The 16,209-nt window shown below is 72.6% G+C and carries 13 protein-coding genes; 10 read left to right on the top strand and 3 right to left on the bottom strand.

The window, feature by feature from the left end; all coding sequences use genetic code 11:
* The first annotated feature begins 18 nt into the window (after positions 1 to 18).
* The 5 genes from ACIO6U_RS06890 (at position 19) to ACIO6U_RS06870 (ending at position 6,248) form a co-directional block, all read left to right on the top strand.
* On the top strand, positions 19 to 1,803 hold the full coding sequence (locus tag ACIO6U_RS06890; RefSeq protein WP_391162332.1) for a glycoside hydrolase family 6 protein: 1,785 nt from the start codon (positions 19 to 21) through the stop codon (positions 1,801 to 1,803).
* 328 nt (positions 1,804 to 2,131) lie between these two features.
* Positions 2,132 to 3,316, top strand: a complete 1,185-nt coding sequence (locus tag ACIO6U_RS06885; RefSeq protein WP_401310367.1) for a serine hydrolase domain-containing protein — start codon at positions 2,132 to 2,134, stop codon at positions 3,314 to 3,316.
* 4 nt (positions 3,317 to 3,320) lie between these two features.
* Positions 3,321 to 4,163 (top strand): SDR family NAD(P)-dependent oxidoreductase, encoded by an 843-nt coding sequence (locus tag ACIO6U_RS06880; protein WP_401716223.1) that lies wholly within the window; start codon positions 3,321 to 3,323, stop codon positions 4,161 to 4,163.
* A 158-nt stretch (positions 4,164 to 4,321) separates the two neighbouring features.
* Positions 4,322 to 5,311: an NAD-dependent epimerase/dehydratase family protein gene (locus ACIO6U_RS06875; RefSeq protein ID WP_401716220.1), complete on the top strand. Its 990-nt coding sequence runs from the start codon at positions 4,322 to 4,324 to the stop codon at positions 5,309 to 5,311.
* Positions 5,312 to 5,315: 4 nt separating this feature from the next.
* Positions 5,316 to 6,248: an RNA polymerase sigma-70 factor gene (locus tag ACIO6U_RS06870; protein ID WP_401716218.1), complete on the top strand. Its 933-nt coding sequence runs from the start codon at positions 5,316 to 5,318 to the stop codon at positions 6,246 to 6,248.
* A gap of 3 nt (positions 6,249 to 6,251) precedes the next feature.
* Here ACIO6U_RS06870 and ACIO6U_RS06865 read toward each other — a convergent pair whose 3' ends face one another.
* The 3 genes from ACIO6U_RS06865 to ACIO6U_RS06855 form a co-directional block, all read right to left on the bottom strand.
* Complete coding sequence (locus tag ACIO6U_RS06865) at positions 6,252 to 7,097, bottom strand: DMT family transporter (RefSeq protein ID WP_355337945.1); 846 nt, start codon at positions 7,095 to 7,097, stop codon at positions 6,252 to 6,254.
* Between the two features lie 81 nt (positions 7,098 to 7,178).
* The gene (locus ACIO6U_RS06860) at positions 7,179 to 8,813 is read right to left on the bottom strand and encodes a penicillin-binding transpeptidase domain-containing protein (protein ID WP_401716214.1); all 1,635 of its coding nucleotides are present in this window, start codon (positions 8,811 to 8,813) and stop codon (positions 7,179 to 7,181) included.
* A 212-nt stretch (positions 8,814 to 9,025) separates the two neighbouring features.
* Positions 9,026 to 10,750 carry a phospholipid carrier-dependent glycosyltransferase gene (locus tag ACIO6U_RS06855; protein ID WP_391043451.1) on the bottom strand — a complete coding sequence of 575 codons (1,725 nt, stop codon included), beginning with the start codon at positions 10,748 to 10,750 and terminating at the stop codon, positions 9,026 to 9,028.
* A 317-nt stretch (positions 10,751 to 11,067) separates the two neighbouring features.
* On the opposite strand from ACIO6U_RS06855, the gene rsmI reads away from it, so the two are divergent.
* The 5 genes from rsmI to rsmA all read left to right on the top strand — a co-directional run bounded on the left by rsmI (position 11,068) and on the right by rsmA (position 16,072).
* Positions 11,068 to 11,943 (top strand): 16S rRNA (cytidine(1402)-2'-O)-methyltransferase, encoded by an 876-nt coding sequence (gene rsmI / locus ACIO6U_RS06850; protein WP_355337951.1) that lies wholly within the window; start codon positions 11,068 to 11,070, stop codon positions 11,941 to 11,943.
* 351 nt (positions 11,944 to 12,294) lie between these two features.
* Positions 12,295 to 12,894 (top strand): hypothetical protein, encoded by a 600-nt coding sequence (locus tag ACIO6U_RS06845; protein WP_401716210.1) that lies wholly within the window; start codon positions 12,295 to 12,297, stop codon positions 12,892 to 12,894.
* A gap of 35 nt (positions 12,895 to 12,929) precedes the next feature.
* On the top strand, positions 12,930 to 13,817 hold the full coding sequence (locus ACIO6U_RS06840) for a TatD family hydrolase (protein ID WP_355337957.1): 888 nt from the start codon (positions 12,930 to 12,932) through the stop codon (positions 13,815 to 13,817).
* Positions 13,818 to 13,963: 146 nt separating this feature from the next.
* Positions 13,964 to 15,109 carry a ubiquitin-like domain-containing protein gene (locus ACIO6U_RS06835; RefSeq protein ID WP_401716207.1) on the top strand — a complete coding sequence of 382 codons (1,146 nt, stop codon included), beginning with the start codon at positions 13,964 to 13,966 and terminating at the stop codon, positions 15,107 to 15,109.
* A gap of 63 nt (positions 15,110 to 15,172) precedes the next feature.
* Positions 15,173 to 16,072: a 16S rRNA (adenine(1518)-N(6)/adenine(1519)-N(6))-dimethyltransferase RsmA gene (gene rsmA, locus ACIO6U_RS06830; RefSeq protein ID WP_391162323.1), complete on the top strand. Its 900-nt coding sequence runs from the start codon at positions 15,173 to 15,175 to the stop codon at positions 16,070 to 16,072.
* The last annotated feature ends 137 nt before the right edge of the window (positions 16,073 to 16,209 follow it).

Raw genomic sequence — 16,209 nt, 5'->3', positions numbered from 1 at the left:
TATGGAGGTTGTTCGCACATGGCAGTCCCGACAGTCCGACGCAGAACCGCCGCGCTCGCGGCCGGCCTGATGGTCGTCGCCTCAGGCGGCGTGGTCGCCGCGATGAGTACGACATCCGCCTCGGCGGCCACCGCCGGTTGCTCGGTCGCCTACGACGTGAGCCAGTGGGATTCCGGCTTCACCGCGCAGGTGACGATCACCAACACCGGCCCGGCCATCACGAGTTGGCAACTCGGCTGGAACTTCCCCGGCAATCAGAAGGTCACCCAGGGCTGGAACGCCACCGTGAGCCAGACGGGCGCGGCCGTGACCGCGGCGAGCCTGTCGTACAACGGCGCGGTGGCGACCGGCGGTACGGCGACCTTCGGCTTCAACGGCTCGTACAGCGGCACCAACACCAAGCCGTCGTCGTTCACCCTGAACGGCGTCGTGTGCGGCGGCGGCACCGGTACGACCCCGCCGACGACGCCCCCGACCACACCCCCCACCACTCCGCCGACGACGCCCCCCACGACGCCGCCGACCACCCCGCCCACCTCGCCGCCGCCCGGCACCAGGGTCGACAACCCGTACGCGGGCGCCAAGGGCTACGTGAACCCGGACTGGTCCGCGAAGGCCGCGGCCGACGGGGGATCGAAGATCGCCAACCAGTCCACCGCGGTGTGGCTGGACCGGATCGCGGCGATCGCGGGCACCAACGGTGCCATGGGGCTCAAGGCCCACCTGGACGCGGCGGTGCAGCAGGCCGCAGGCCAGCCGCTCACCATCGAACTGGTCATCTACGACCTGCCCGGCCGTGACTGCGCCGCGCTCGCCTCCAACGGCGAACTGGGCGCGACGGAGATCGGCCGCTACAAGACCGAGTACATCGACCCGATCGCCGCGATCATGTCGGACCCGAAGTACGCGGGCCTGCGGATCGTCAACATCATCGAGCCCGACTCGCTGCCCAACCTGGTCACCAACGCGGGCGGCACCGCCGGTTCGACGGACGCCTGCGCCACGATGAAGGCCAACGGCAACTACGAGAACGGCGTCGGTTACGCGCTCGCCAAGCTCGGCGCGATCGGCAACACGTACAACTACATCGACGCCGGACACCACGCCTGGCTCGGCTGGGACACCAACCTGGCGCCCGCCGCGCAGGAGTTCCTGAAGGCCGCGAAGACCGGTGGCGCCACCGTCAACGACGTCCAGGGCTTCATCGTCAACACGGCCAACTACAGCGCCACCGTGGAGCCGAACTTCAAGGTCACGGACAGCGTGAACGGCACCACCATTCGCCAGTCCAAGTGGGTTGACTGGAATCAATACGTCGATGAGCAGAGCTACGCGCAGGCCCTGCGCAACCTCCTGGTGTCGGACGGCTTCAACTCCAACATCGGCATGCTGATCGACACCTCCCGCAACGGCTGGGGCGGCGCCTCGCGTCCCGCCGGTCCCGGGGCGACCACGACCGTTGACACCTACGTCGACGGTGGCCGTATCGACCGCCGCATCCACGCCGGCAACTGGTGCAACCAGTCCGGGGCCGGCATCGGCGAGCGCCCGACCGCGGCGCCCGCCGCCGGTATCGACGCCTACGTGTGGGTGAAGCCTCCGGGCGAGTCCGACGGTTCGAGCACCCAGATCCCGAACGACCAGGGCAAGGGCTTCGACCGGATGTGCGACCCGACCTACACCGGTAACGCCCGCAACGGCAACAACCCGACCGGTGCCCTGGCCAACGCCCCGCTCGCGGGTGCCTGGTTCTCGGCGCAGTTCCACCAGCTCGTGCAGAACGCGTACCCGCCGCTCCCGTAGCGGACCCCCCCCACCGGGCCCGTGACGGGTCCCGCGCTCCGGCCGGACACTCTCCGGCCGGGGTCGCGGGCCCGCCGCGGGCCCGGGTGGTTTTCCGGCTCCTGCCGCGGGGAACGGGTGCCGCCCCGCCGCCGATCGTGGGGAACGAGTGCCGCCCCGCCGCCGCCCGTGGGGAACGGGCGCCGCCCCGCCGCCGCCCGCGCTCGACCGCGTATACGGCCCGTCCCACCGCCTGTTTACAGAACGCGCATCTTCGTCGTGCACCATGGGTGCCGCAGAGTTCGGTGCAGCGGGTGGACCGGCGGAGCGGCAGGCGGAGGCGGCATTCATGGACGCGTTCACGGACGTCCACGGCACGGCGGAGGACGGCTGGGAGCCGGTACGTACCGCTTTCGCCCAGAATTTCACCCGCCGGGGGGATGTCGGCGCCGCTTTCGCGCTCTATAGGCACGGCCGCAAGGTGGTCGACCTGTGGGGCGGTGCCGCGGCGGCCGGGGAGCCCTCGGGGAAGCCGTGGGCCGAGGACACCGTGCAGATCGTCCGGTCGGCCACCAAGGGCGTGGCCGCGGCCTGTCTGCTGCTGCTCCACCAGCGCGGTCAGTTGGATCTGGACGCGCCGGTGGGCGCGTACTGGTCGGAGTTCAAGGCGCACGGCAAGGAGCGGGTGACCGTCAGGGACGTGCTGGCGCACCGGGCAGGAGTGCCCGCGCTGGACACGCCGTTGACGCCGGAGCAGGCGCTCGACGGCACGACGGGGCCGCGCGCGGTGGCCGCGCAGAAGCCGCAGTTCCCGCCGGGCGCGGCGCACGGGTACCACGCGCACACCTACGGCTGGCTGGTCGCGGAGCTGGTGCTGCGCGCGTCGGGGCGGACGGTCGGCCGCTTCGTCGCGGAGGAGATCGCCCGGCCGCTCGGCCTCGACCTGTGGGTGGGGCTGCCGCCGGGGCAGGCGCACCGGGTGGGCGGGACCGCCGAGACCGTCACGCCGGAACCGGCCGTCTCCGGCGCGCTGCGGGCCCGGCCCAAGCGGTCCGTGCAGGACGCGTACGCCGACCCCGAGTCGCTGACCATGCGCGCCTTCGGGGCGATCTCGCCGCGGCCCGACGAGAACGACCCCGCCTATCGCGCGGGTGAGCTGCCCGCCGCCAACGGCATCACCGACGCGCGCTCGCTGGCCCGCTTCTACGCGGCCCTGATCGGGGAACTGACCGACGGGCCGCGGCTGTTCGTGCCCGCCACGCTCACCGCCGCCCGGACCGTGGAGTCCGAGGGGCCGGATCGAGTATTGATCGTCAACACTCGATTCGGCCTGGGATACATGCTGCACGGCCCGGCGTCCCCGCTGCTGGCGCCCGGCTCCTTCGGGCATCCCGGCCGCGGCGGCTGCCTCGGTTTCGCGGACCCCGCGAGCGGAATCGGCTTCGGCTACGTCACCAACGGCATGCAGAAGAACGTCACTGCGGATCCCCGTGCCCAAGCCCTGGTCAGGGCGGTACGGGAGTGCCTACGCTGACCCGATGGTGCGTAACGGGACAGCTGCGGCGGCGTATTCAGGGCAACGATTCGCGACCTACACCGTCATGGTGACCGGCGGCGCGCGGGGCATCGGCGAGGCGACGGCCCGCAGATTCGCCGCGGAAGGCGCCGCCGTACTCCTCGCGGACCTCAACGGTGAAGCGGCCGAACGCACCGCCGCCTCGATCCGCGAGGACGGCGGACGGGCGGAGGCGGTCGGGTGCGACGTCGCCGACCGTACGGCCGTGGACGCGGCGGTCGGACACGCGGTGGCGGCCTTCGGCGGCCTCGACGTCCTCGTCAACAACGCCTATTCGTGCAGCGATCACTCCGAGGACTTCACCGAGGAGCCGGACGAGAACTGGCTGCGCGACCTCGACGTCACCCTGACCGGCGCCATGCGCTGTTCCCGCGCCGCGCTGCCGCACCTGGCCGCCGCGACCGACGGGCGCGGCGCGATCGTCAACATCGGCTCGGTCAACGGCATGTCGTACTTCGGCAACCACTCCTACAGCGCGGCCAAGGCGGGACTGATCTCCCTGACCCGCACGCTCGCCGTGCACGCGGCGGCCAGCGGCGTCCGCGTCAACCTCGTCGCGCCCGGCACCATCCGCACGCCCGCGTGGGCGGGCCGCGAGTCCATGCTGGAGACCGCCGCGGGGCTGTACCCGCTCGGCCGCGTCGGCGAACCCGCCGACATCGCCGCCGCCGTCACCTTCCTGGCCTCGGCCGACGCGTCCTGGATCACCGGCGTCACGCTGCCGGTCGAAGGCGGCATCCTCTCCGCGAATCCGGGGTTCACCCACGCGCTGTCGGCCGGGACCGCCGACGACGAGGCGCCGTAGGAGCCGCGGCGGGAGCCGCCGTCGGCGCCGCCGGGAAAGAGTGACGCAGGTCACCTCCGCTTCTGTCACGCAGGCGCCGGGCCGTTTGTCCTATGGGCATCGACGAGGCGGCCGGCCTGTGTGGGTCCGGCCCCGGCACGGGACGAGGGACGGACGGCATGGACGCTGCGAAGGACACGGGAAGCGACCGGCGCACGGGCGGCGGGGGCCTGCGGATTCTGCTGGCGGGCGGCAGCGGCGTCCTGGGACGTTCCGCCGCGAAGGAGTTGACAGCCGCCGGGCATCAGGTGGTACGGCTCGGCAGGGGCGCGTCCCACGACATCCGCGCCGACCTCCTCGACCGTGACGCGCTGCTGCGCGCGGTCGACGGGCTCCGCTTCGACGTCGTCGTGCACGCGGCGACCGCGCTGTCCGGCAAGTCCATGACCAGGCACCGGGACATGGACGGCACCAATACGCTGCGTACGGCCGGAACCCGGCACCTCTTGGAGGCGGCCCGCACGACCGGCGCGTGGCGCTGCGTCACGGAGTCGATGATGTTCGGCTACGGGTACGGCGACCACGGTGAGGGTCCGGTCACCGAGGCGGGCACACCCTTCGGGCCGCACAGCGACGACAAGCACCTGGAGCGGCACGTCGCCGCCATGCGCGTCAACGAGGAGCTGGTCCTGGGCGCGGACGGCGTCGAGGGCGTCGCCCTGCGCTTCGGCCTCTTCTACGGCGCCGGCGTCACCGACACCCTGATGCTGCCACTGCTCCGCAAGCGCACCATGCCGGTCGTCGACGACACCCACCGCCAGGTGTCGTGGGTGGAGGCCGGCGACGCCGCCCGCGCGGTCGCGCTCGCCGTCACCTCGGGGCGGCCGGGGCAGGCGTACAACATCGCCGACGACCGGCCGCTCGGCTTCGCCACCCACATCCGCGCGGTCGCGGACGCGTACGGCGTGGCGCGCCCGCTGACCGTACCGGCCTGGGTGCTGCGCGCCACCCCGCTGATGCGCGCGATCATGGGGACCCGGCTGAAACTGGACAGCGCGAAGGCGGCGGCAGAACTGGGCTGGCGGCCGTCGTACCGCGACAGCGCGCAGGGCGTGCGGGCGATCGCCGCCGGGCCGGTTGCCGGGGCCGGGCCGCTGCTGCCAGCCTGAGCGGATGACGGACGACACGGGGGAACGGCGCACGGGCGGCACGTACGAGCGCCCACAGGGCGACCTCGGCGGCGCGCGCGAGGACGACGCCTTCCTGCGCGACCGGCGGCTGCTGTTCTCCACCGCCTACCACCTCCTGGGCAGCGTCGCCGACGCCGAGGACGTACTCCAGGACACCTGGCTGCGGTGGGCGCGCGTCGACCGCGCCGACGTCCGCCACCCCACCGCCTACCTGGTGCGTACGGTCTCCCGGCTCTGCCTGAACCGGCTCACCTCGGCGCGCGCCACCCGCGAGACGTACATCGGCCCGTGGCTGCCGGAACCGCTGCTGACCGGGCCCGACGCCGCCGACCGCACCGACACGGCGCACTCGGTGTCCATGGCCATGCTCGTCGTCCTGGAGACGCTCAGCCCGCTGGAGCGCGCGGTGTTCGTGCTGCGCGAGGTCTTCGGCTACGAGTACGCGGAGATCGCCGCGGCCGTGGAGCGCGCGGAGCCGACCGTACGGCAGACCGCGCACCGCGCCCGCGCGCACATCCAGGCGCGCCGCTCCCGTTATGACGCCGACGACGCCACCCGCGCGGCGGTGACCGAGAAGTTCCTCGCGGCCTGCGCGGGCGGCGACCTCAACGCGGTGCTGGCGCTGCTCGCCCCGGATGTGACCGCATGGTCCGACGGCGGCGGCAAGGTGACGGCCGCCACCCGTCCGCTGCGCGGCGCCGACCGCGTGGCCCGGTGGGTCCTCGGCGTCCTGGGCAAGCCCGAACTGGCCGCGATCACCGCCGCACCGGCCGCCGTCAACGGCCGGTCGGGTGTGCTTTTCACCCTGCATGGCGCGCCCGCCGGCGCCCTCACCTTCGAACTCGCCGCCGGCGGCCGCATCCACGAACTGCGCTTCCAGGTCAACCCCGACAAGCTGCGCGGCCTGTCCGGATGAGCGTCAACTCGCGTGCAGCATCAGACCTATGCCGGTCACGACCACCACGGCGGCGACCATACGGGGACGGCCGAAGTGCTCCTTGAAGAACAGCGCGCCTATGGCGGCGCCCGCGATGATCGAGGACTCGCGCAGGGCGGCGACCGGGGCCAGCGGCGCGCGGGTCTGGGCCCACAGGACGAGGCCGTAGGCGGTGATGGACAGGGCGCCGCCGAGGAGGCCGCGCAGGGCGACGGGTCTTAGCTGCGCGGCCAATTCTCTGCGGCGCGCAGAGAATGCCACGGCCGGGATCACCAGGCCCTGGAACAGCAGCAGCCAGGCGATGTAGCCGAGCGAGCTGCCGGAGGCGCGGACGCCGACGCCGTCCACGACCGTGTACCCGGCGATGGTCAGTCCCGTACCGGCGGCTGCCGTCAGCGCGGGCCAGTTGGGGCGCTTGCCGCGCAGGCCCCACAGGGCGACGCCGCCGAGTCCGGCGCAGGAGGTGATGACGCCCGCGGTCTGCCAGGGCCCCGGCCGTTCGGCGACGAAGACGGCCGCCAGCACGGTGACGGCGAGCGGCGCGATACCGCGGGCTATCGGATAGACCTGCCCGAACTCGCCGAGCTGGAAGGACCGCATCAACAGGTACTGGTAGGCGAGGTGGATGACCACCGACGCGATCAGATACGGCCACGCGCCCGCGTGCGGCACCGCCGCGAAGGGCAGCAGGGCCAGGGCGCACAGGGCCCCGCCGCCGCCCACGAGGGTGAAGGCGAGGACCTGGTCCTTGATGCCGTGCGCGATGGCGTTCCACGCGGCGTGCGTGATCGCGGCGGTGAGGACGACGGCGACGACCAGCGGCGTCATCCGCGGCTCGAACGGCAGGGGCTGCTCGTACGGCGCGGACCGCTCAGACGGCTGGGGCGGTGCGACGGACGCATCGGCGGGTCAGGAGGCGCGCAGCACGGCCGCCACGATGGGGCCGGCGGACTGGTTGCCGTGACCGCCGCTGTGGACGACGGCGGCGGCGGCGACATGGCCCGCGTACGCGGTGAACCAGCCGTTGGCCTCCGCGGAGGTGTCGGTCTCGGCGGAGCCGGTCTTGGCACCGGAGTCGGGGCCGAATCCGCTCATCACACCGCTGGCCGTGCCGCTGGTGATGGTCGCGCGCATCATCTGCCGCAGATACTGCGTCGTCTTCGACGGGATGCCGGAGGCGGTGGCGATGGGGCCCTCGATGAGGCTCTTGGCGACGATCCGCGGCTGGTGGAAGTCACCGGTGCTGGCGGTCGCGGCGACGGACGCCATGATGAGCGGGCTCATCTGAAGAGTGCCCTGTCCGATCATCTCCGACGTCAGCTCGTCCCCCGTGCCGCCCGGCACCACCGGGTCCTGGGACACGGTGCCGATGTTCCACCCCTGCGTCAGGCCGAACTGCTCGGCCGTGTCCACGAGTCCGGTCGCGCCGAGCGTCTTCGCCTGGAGGATGAAGCCGGTGTTGCAGGACTTCATGAAGTCCCATTGCAGCGAGGCGCCGGGGTTGTTCATGCCGCCGTCGTTCTTGTACGCCTTGCCGTAACCGTAGTTCGCACCATTGATGCACTTCGCGGGCGAGGACGGTGTCAGACCGCGCTGGAGCAGTGCCGCCGCCGTGACGATCTTGAACGTCGAGCCGGGCGCGGCCTTGTCCTGCAACGCGTAGTCGGTGCCGGACGCCGGCCCGTAGGCGACCGCCAGGATGGCGCCGTTCGTGGTGTCGACGGCGGTCACCCCGGACTTGTCCTTGCCCGCCACCGCCTTCTCGGACGCCTTCTGGATCGTGGCGTCGAGCGTGGTGTCCAGCCGTACGGGCTTGCCCTTCTTGAGCACGTTCAGCGTCTTGCCGGCCGAGTCGTCCGCCTTCTGGACGTACGTCTCGATGCCGGGGGTGCCGTCGCCCAGCTTGTCCGCGTACCGCGTGCGCAGGTCGGGGATGATGCGGCTCAGCGACGGATAGTCGGCCGGGTCCATCACCCGTCCCTTGCGGTCCACGACATCGACCTCGGGCACCTTGGCCTGACCGGTGACGAGCTGGTCGCCGTCGCCCAGCTCCGGGCTGATCACGGACGGCTTCCACCGCACGACCGGCTTCCCGCTCGCGCCGCGCACGACGGTCAGCGACGAGCGGTAGCTCCAGGGGGTGGTGACGCCGTCGTACGTGACCTGCGCGGTCACCGTGAACGGCATGGTCGTGGTGGTCGTCGCCGCCGGTGTGCCGGGGGTGAGCTGCACGGACGTCACATGGGCCTGCGTCTTGTACGCGGTGAGCGCGGCCGTCGTCGTCCGCACGGAGTCGGTCAGGGCCGCCGCCCGCGTGATGTCGCCCGACGACCACGCGGTCAGGAAGTCGTCCCCGACGTCGGTGACTTCGGCGGCGCTCGGCGGCGCGGTGTTGACCGGCGTCGGCTTGGGCCGCGCGGACTTGCCGCCGCCCCCGCCGCCGCCCTCCAGCGAGTCGTAGACGTTGTAGGCGCCGTACCCGGCGACCACGAGCATTCCGACGAACACCGTGCCGATGATCCCCGACTTGACACCCCGTGACATGGGCACGAGACCTCCCCCTCCCCTTTGAACGCGTTCAAGGAACGCGCGCTGTAGCACCCTACGGGACCCCTGCGCGGAGGAAGGTCTCAGTCCGGGCACGGGTTCGTACGGAAACAGCCCTCCCGGGACCCTCACCCGTCCCAGGAAAACTCAGCCCGGCGCCGTAGCGCTGTCCGGCCCCCCGGCGCTCGGCCCCCGGCCCCGGACCCCGGTCAGACCCAGGAGTCGAACCACATCCTGGCCTGCCAACTGCTGTACGGAATCGTCATACCGGTATAGATCGGGAAGAAGTAGATGAAATTCCAGATGATCAATAGGACAAGCGTGCCCGCGCCGACCGCGCCCCACATACGTCTGCCCTCACTCGCGCTCGGTGGGCCGAGGAAGGCGCCGATCATCATGGCGACCGCGAGGCAGAGGTAGGGGACGAAGGCGACGGCGTAGAAGAAGAAGATCGTACGGTCCTGGTAGAGGAACCAGGGGAGGTAACCGGCGCCCGCCGCGCACAGGATGGCGCCCGCGCGCCAGTCGCGGCGCATCGCCCAGCGGTAGACGAGGTAGATGAGGGCGAAGCAGGCGGACCACCACAGTAGGGGCGTGCCCAGCGCGATGATCTCGCGGGAGCAGCCGGCCGCCGCGTGGCAGCCGTCCTCGCCGTTCTTGGGGGACTGGAAGAAGTACGAGACCGGGCGGCCGAGTACGAGCCAGCTCCAGGGGTTGGACTGGTAGGGGTGCGGGGTCTGGAGATTGACGTTGAAGTCGTAGACCTGCACCTCGTAGTGCCACAGGCTGCGGATCGGGGCCGGGATCCACGACCAGGTGCCGCCGCGGGCGTCCGCCCAGTGCCGTCCGTAGGCGTTGTCGGACAGGAACCAGCCGGACCAGGAGAGCAGATACGTCACCAGGGCGACCGGCAGGATCGTCAGCGCGGCCCAGCCCAGGTCCTTGCGCAGGACGGCGAGGTACGGGCGGCGGGCGCCGGCCAGGCGGCGTGAGCCGATGTCCCAGACGACGGTCATGATGCCGAAGACCGCCAGGAAGTACAGGCCGTTCCACTTGCTGGCGCAGGCCAGGCCGAGGCAGACGGCGGCGGCGATCCGCCAGGGCCGCCAGCCCATGCCCGTCCGGTCGCCGACCTGCCGGTCGGGTCCCGCGTAACCGCTCTCGTCGACGGGCAGGGCGCGCGCGAGGCGGGCCCGCGACCAGTCGCGGTCGATCAGCAGGCAGCCGAACGCGGCGAGCGCGAAGAAGGAGATGACGAGGTCGAGCAGCGCGATCCGGCTCATCACGAAGTGCAGTCCGTCGACCGCGAGCAGGGTGCCCGCCACGCAGCCGAGCGCCGTGGAGCGGAACAGCCGTCGCCCTATCCGGCACAGCATCAGCACGGACAGCGTGCCGATCAGCGCCATCATGAAGCGCCAGCCGAAGGGGTTGAGCCCGAACATCCACTCGCCGACCGCGATCACCCACTTGCCCATCGGCGGGTGCACGACATAGCCGGGCGCGTCCGAGAGCGGGATCACCTGGGGGTGGGCCAGGATTTGCGGGTTGGAGACCTTGCCGTCGGGCCAGGTGCCCTCGTAGCCGAGCTTCAGCAGCGACCAGGCGTCCTTGGCGTAGTACGTCTCGTCGAAGACGACGTCACGCGGGTTGCCCAGGTGCCAGAAGCGGATCGCCCCGGCGAAGACGGCGACCAGCAGCGGGCCGAGCCAGCCGCTCCACTTCGCCACCCGGTGGGCCGCGACGGGGCCGAGGCCGAGCGCCTCCCACATCCGGGTGCCCGGCTCGGGGAACGGCGGTACGAGGCGGTCGCGGGTGTCGATCCGAGTCCGTTCCGCATAGCCGAACCGGCGCAGTCGTCGCGCCCACGCGCTCGACTCCGCCTCCACCCGAAAGCCCTCGTCGGCCCGGTCCTGCGTCGCGGTCTCACTTGTCACCGGCCCATCGTAGGGAAACCCCCTGAGAAAGCGATGAGGTCCGGGCTCACCGCCCGGGTTTGTCCGCAATCCCGGCCGGTAACCAGGGGTGCGCGGGCCGTGTCCGGGCGGTTTCCGGGCGGTGGGGCGGCCGGGATCGGGGCCGATGCCGTTCGTGCGGGGCCGCGGGGGCGGGCGAGGGCCCCCGGCGTGATCCTGGTCACGCGCCGTGCGGCCGGCTCCGAGGAGCGGGGCGGGGGGCGCGGGGCGGTGGGCGTTGGACGCTGGGCGCTGGGCGCGATTGAGGGGATACGGCGGGCAGGTGGGAGGCTGGGGGCGTGACCACCTCAGCCGTCGGCGTCCTCGTTCTGGCCGGAACCCCCATCGGCGACCCCGCCGACGCCCCGCCCCGCCTCAGCGCGGAACTGCTCGCCGCCGATGTGATCGCCGCGGAGGACACCCGCCGCTTCCGCCGTCTCACGCACGCGCTGGACGTGCACCCGACGGCCAGGGTCGTCTCGTACTTCGAGGGCAACGAGAGCGGGCGCACCCCGGAGCTGGTCGAGGCGCTGGAGGGCGGCGCGCGGGTCGTGCTGGTGACGGACGCGGGGATGCCGTCGGTGTCCGACCCCGGCTACCGGCTGGTGGCGGCGGCCGTCGAACGCGACATCAAGGTGACCGCGGTGCCGGGCCCGTCGGCCGTACTGACCGCGCTGGCGGTCTCCGGGCTGCCGGTGGACCGTTTCTGTTTCGAGGGCTTCCTGCCGCGCAAGGCGGGCGAACGGCTGTCGCGGCTGCGCGAGGTCGCCGCCGATCGCCGCACCCTGGTGTATTTCGAGGCGCCGCACAGGATCGACGACACCTTGGCGGCGATGGCGGAGGCGTTCGGCGAGGAGCGCAGGGCCGCGGTCTGCCGGGAGCTGACCAAGACGTACGAGGAGGTCAAGCGCGGGCCGCTGAAGGCGCTCGCGCTGTGGGCGGCGCAGGGGGTGCGCGGCGAGATCACCATCGTGGTGGAAGGCGCGCCGGAACCGGGCCCCGCCGACCTCGACCCGGCCGAACTCGTCCGCCGGGTGGCGGCCAGGGAAGAGGCGGGCGAGCGGCGCAAGGAGGCCATCGCGGCGGTCGCCGCCGAGGCGGGCCTGCCCAAGCGGGAGGTCTTCGACGCCGTCGTCGCCGCCAAGCGGACCGGCGAACTGCCCCCGGGCGCCTGAGGACGGGGACTCCGCACGGCCCGGCGGCGTGCGGCCCGGGGACCGTTTTCTGACGGCGCGGCGGCCTGCGGTCCGAGGACCGTTTTCTGACGGCCCGGCGACCGCCGTTCGCGGAATCCGTCGCCTGATGCCCTGATTCCCGGGCGCACAATCCCGGCGGGCCGCCCTTTTGACGCCGTAAGAACCTAAACCGTATGCATGGCAAAGCAATATCCGCCATCTGCCACATACGGGCCCAAATCTGGCTCAAGAGTCGGGCGCATCTCCTGCGGAGCGGGCAAATCGGGCGTTCGCTGGTAGGTGCAAAGTCCCGCTCCGGACACCGTGTCCGGAGGGCACGCAGGAGCTGCCATGAGCGAGACCATCGGAAGCGATCCCCGTCCCGTCGCCGCCGCCGCACCGGGTACGCCCGCCGTACCCGTCACGGTGACCGTCACCGCCCCCGCACCCGACGGCCCGGCTCCCGCCCCCGACCGCGCGGCCGCCGCGCGCGAGGAGTCGGGCCGGAACGCGGCGGAGGCGTACGCCTTCGCCTGCCTGAACTGCGGCCACGGCTGGGAGCAGGCGTACGAGATCGAGCACCATGTGGACGCGTCCGGCCACGCCTTCGTCGTCTACCTCGCGGACGGCGCGAGGGTGCCGTCACCGCTCACCCGTCCGGCGTGCCTGAACTGCGGCGGTACGCACGTACGCATCATGCGCTCGGGGCAGGTCTCCGGCGTCGCCTCCGTATGGGCACACCCGCGGGGCGACCGCGGTGTGCGCCGCGAGCACCACTGGTCGGTCCTGCACTTCCTGCACCGCAAGCCGCACGGGGAGCGCGGCAAACACGGGGAGCGCGGCAAGCACGCCAAGCAGCATGGCAAGCACGGCGGGCGGCCCGACACCCAGCCCGGAGCGCAGCCCGGCCTCCAGTGCGATGAGCAGTCCGGGGGAGCCGACACCGCCTGACAGGACGACGGCCCCGCGTCCTTAGGATCGGGGCCATGCCCGACAAGAACGCCAAGGCCGACGACAAGAAGTCCGCCCCGCCGGCGCCCGAGCCGCTGCGGGTCGCGGTCGCCGATTCCCACACCCACCTCGACATGCAGCCGGGCACGGTTCCCCAGGCCCTCGCCCAGGCCGCCGCGGTCGGCGTCGACACCCTCATCCAGGTGGGGTGCGATCTCGCGGGTTCCCGCTGGGCGGCGAAGACGGCCGCCGCCCACGACGCGATCTGGGCCACCGTGGCCCTGCACCCGAACGAGGCGCCCCGCATCGTCCACGGAGCGCCCGAGGGCTCCTACGGGGGCGCGCAGGCGCCGCGCGGCATCGAGGGGCTCGACCGGGAGATCGACGAGATCGACGCGCTCGCCGCCCTTCCCCAGGTGCGCGGCGTCGGCGAGACCGGCCTGGACTACTTCCGCACCGGGCCCGACGGTGTCGCCGCCCAACAGCACTCGTTCCGTCGCCATATCGACATCGCCAAGCGGCACGGCAAGGCGCTGGTCATCCACGACCGCGAGGCGCACGCCGACGTGCTGCGCATCCTCGATGAGGAGGGCGCCCCGGACACCGTCGTCTTCCACTGCTACTCCGGCGACGCCGAGATGGCCGAAGTCTGCGCGGCGCAAGGGTTCTACCTCTCCTTCGCCGGCACCGTCAGCTACAAGTCGGCGCAGAATCTGCGCGACGCGGTGGCCGTCGCCCCGCTCGACCGCCTCCTGGTGGAGACCGACGCGCCTTTCCTCACCCCGGTGCCCTACCGCGGACGGCCGAATGCGCCATACCTCATTCCGGTCACGCTGCGTGCGATGGCCGCGGCCCGCGGCATCGACGAGGACACCCTCGCGACGGCCGTCGCGGCCAACACCGCCAGGGCGTTCGCCTACTGACGTTTCCACGCGCTCACCCGGACAGGTGACTTCGCGCGACCGGAGGTGACGACGCCACGTGACGGCGAGCGCTTGGCCGGTGGCGACAAGTCGGCTACGTTCCCGGTTCCCCGCACCGGAACCCCGCAGCCGTGGAGCGAGCCGTCGTGAGCAATACGCAGGGCACACACCGAGCCGCCGCCCATCCGGCGGCCGCCGTCCGGCGGACCGGCCGCGCGATCGTGCCGCGGGCGCTGGTGATGGCGGTCCTGGCGGGCGGCACCGGCGCGTACGTGCTGGCCGACAAGGCGGTACGGCTGACCGTGGACGGCCGGCCGCGCACGCTGCACACCTTCGCCGACGACGTGGCCGACGTGCTGCACGAGCAGGGCGTCGAGGTGGGCGACCACGACATCGTGGCGCCGGCGCCGGGCGAGGCGCTGCACGACGGCGACGACGTGGTGGTCCGCTACGGCCGTCCGCTGACGCTCACCGTGGACGGCCGTCACCAGCGGGTGTGGACGACCGGCAAGACCGTCGCGGAAGCGCTGCGGCAGCTCGGAGTACGGGCCGAGGGCGCGTATCTCAACGCCTCCCGCGACGCGTCCATCGGCCGCCACGGCCTCTTCCTCGACGTGCGCACCGAGCGTACGGTCACCGTCCTGGCCGACGGCCGCGAGCACACCGTGCGCACCAACGCCGCCACCGTCCGGCAGGCCGTCGCGGACGCGGGCGTCACCCTCGGCGGCCAGGACGCCACCTCCGTGGACGCCGACAGCTTCCCCCGCGACGGCCAGACCGTCTCGGTGCTGCGGATCTTCGGCCACCAGGAGACCCGCGAGGAACCGATCCCCTTCCGCACCCGCAAGCACACCGACGCGACGCTCGCGCAGGGCACCGAGGCCGTGGACCGGCCGGGACGCGACGGCGTCCGCCGCGTCACCTACGCCTACCGCACCGTCAACGGCGTCCGGGAGCGCCCGCGCGTCGTGGAGTCGGTGACCGCGCGCGAACCGGTCACCGAGGTCGTACGCGTCGGCACCAGACCGCCGCCCACCGCCGTCACGGGCGCCGACGGCCTCAATTGGGGCGGCCTCGCGCAGTGCGAGGCGGGCGGCAGACCCGACGCGGTGGACGCGACCGGCACCTATGGCGGGCTCTACCAGTTCGACGTGCACACCTGGCACAGCATCGGCGGCCAGGGCCGCCCCCAGGACGCCCCCGCCGCCGAGCAGACCTACCGGGCCAAGAAGCTGTACGTCCAGCGCGGCGCGGCCCCCTGGCCGGTCTGCGGGCGGCACCTGGGCGGTTAGGGCCGGACAGGCCCTAGGTCCGGTCCGCGAGGGCGGCCCCGGCCGCCCCGTACTCTTGCGGGTGTGAGTACGACAGATCCCGACGCCCTCCTCGGACCGGCCGACATCCGTGAACTGGCCGCGGCACTGGGGGTGCGCCCCACCAAGCAGCGCGGGCAGAACTTCGTCATCGACGCGAACACGGTGCGGCGGATCGTCAGGACCGCCGGGGTGCGGCCCGAGGACGCGGTCGTCGAGGTCGGTCCCGGACTCGGCTCGCTCACCCTCGCGCTGCTGGAGGCCGCCGACCGGGTCACCGCGATCGAGATCGACGACGTGCTGGCCGCAGCCCTGCCCGCGACCGTCGCCGCGCGCATGCCGGACCGGGCGGACCGTTTCGCCCTGGTGCACAGCGACGCGATGCGGGTGACGGAACTGCCGGGGCCGCCGCCCACCGCCCTGGTGGCGAATCTGCCGTACAACGTGGCGGTGCCCGTCCTGCTGCACATGCTCGCCGCCTTCCCGAGCATCGAGCGCACCTTGGTGATGGTCCAGGCCGAGGTCGCCGACCGGCTGGCCGCGGGGCCGGGCAACAAGGTGTACGGAGTGCCGTCGGTGAAGGCCAACTGGTACGCGGAGGTCAAGCGCGCCGGTTCCATCGGCCGCAATGTGTTCTGGCCCGCGCCCAACGTCGACTCCGGTCTCGTCTCGCTGACCCGGCGTGACCCGCCGAAGACCACCGCCACCCGCGAAGAGGTCTTCGCCGCCGTCGACGCGGCCTTCGCCCAGCGCCGCAAGACGCTGCGCGCCGCGCTGTCCGGCTGGGCGGGCTCGGCCCCGGCCGCCGAGGCCGCGCTGGTGGCCGCAGGGGTCTCCCCGCAGGCCAGGGGCGAGGAACTGACGGTGGAGGAATTCGCCGCCGTCGCCGAGCACAAGCCCCCGGCCGAACACAAGCCCCCGGCCGAGCACAAGCCCGCGGTCTGACGCCGCCGCACCGTAAACCCGCCGCCGCCCGTACCCGCCGCCCGCGAATCCCCAGCCCGCGAATCCCCAGCCCGTGAATCCCCACCCCGTGAATCCGCCGCGCCCGGCGGACCGCCCTCCGTACGCACCACCCTCGC

Origin of the sequence: Streptomyces sp. NPDC087422 (genome assembly GCF_044744145.1) — a bacterium.
Taxonomy (GTDB): domain Bacteria; phylum Actinomycetota; class Actinomycetes; order Streptomycetales; family Streptomycetaceae; genus Actinacidiphila.
The sequence above is the reverse complement of the archived record's forward strand: the minus strand, read 5'-3'. Positions and strand labels throughout refer to the sequence as shown.